1 protein-coding gene is annotated in these 441 nt (G+C 64.6%); it reads right to left on the minus strand.

Annotation, left to right across the window (positions count from 1 at the left end; genetic code table 11):
* Window positions 1-441 (minus strand): alkyl sulfatase dimerization domain-containing protein (locus RNB18_RS52245; RefSeq protein ID WP_311721083.1); only part of this gene is annotated, 441 nt, incomplete at both ends.

The following is a 441-nucleotide window of genomic DNA, read 5'->3' on the forward strand; positions in this document are numbered from 1 at the left end:
TTGTGGCTCACCGAACCGTAGTAGCCGTGGGCATGCCAGGCTTTCTCCAGGGCCGGCGGCAGCTGGAAGGTCTCCGCGATCTCGACCCCGGTGTAGCCCTGGTTGAGCTGACGCAACGTCTGGTCATGCAGGTAGGCATACAGATCCCGTTGCAGCGAAAGGAATTCGACGATCCGTTCGCGGCCCCAGGTGGGCCAGTGGTGCGAGGCGAACACCACGTCGGCGCGGTCGGAGAAGGTGTCGATGGCCTCGGTCAGATAGCCCGCCCAACCGTGCGGATCACGTACCAACGCACCGCGCAGGGTCAGCAGGTTGTGCAGATTGTGGGTGGCGTTCTCGGCCATGCACAGCGCCCGGAGCTTCGGGAAGTAGAAGTGCATCTCGGCGGGCGCCTCGGTGCCCGGCGCCATCTGGAACTCGATCTCGACACCGTCGATGGTG

Origin of the sequence: Streptomyces doebereineriae (assembly GCF_031845645.1) — a bacterium.
In the GTDB taxonomy this organism is placed as follows: Bacteria; Actinomycetota; Actinomycetes; order Streptomycetales; family Streptomycetaceae; genus Streptomyces; species Streptomyces canus.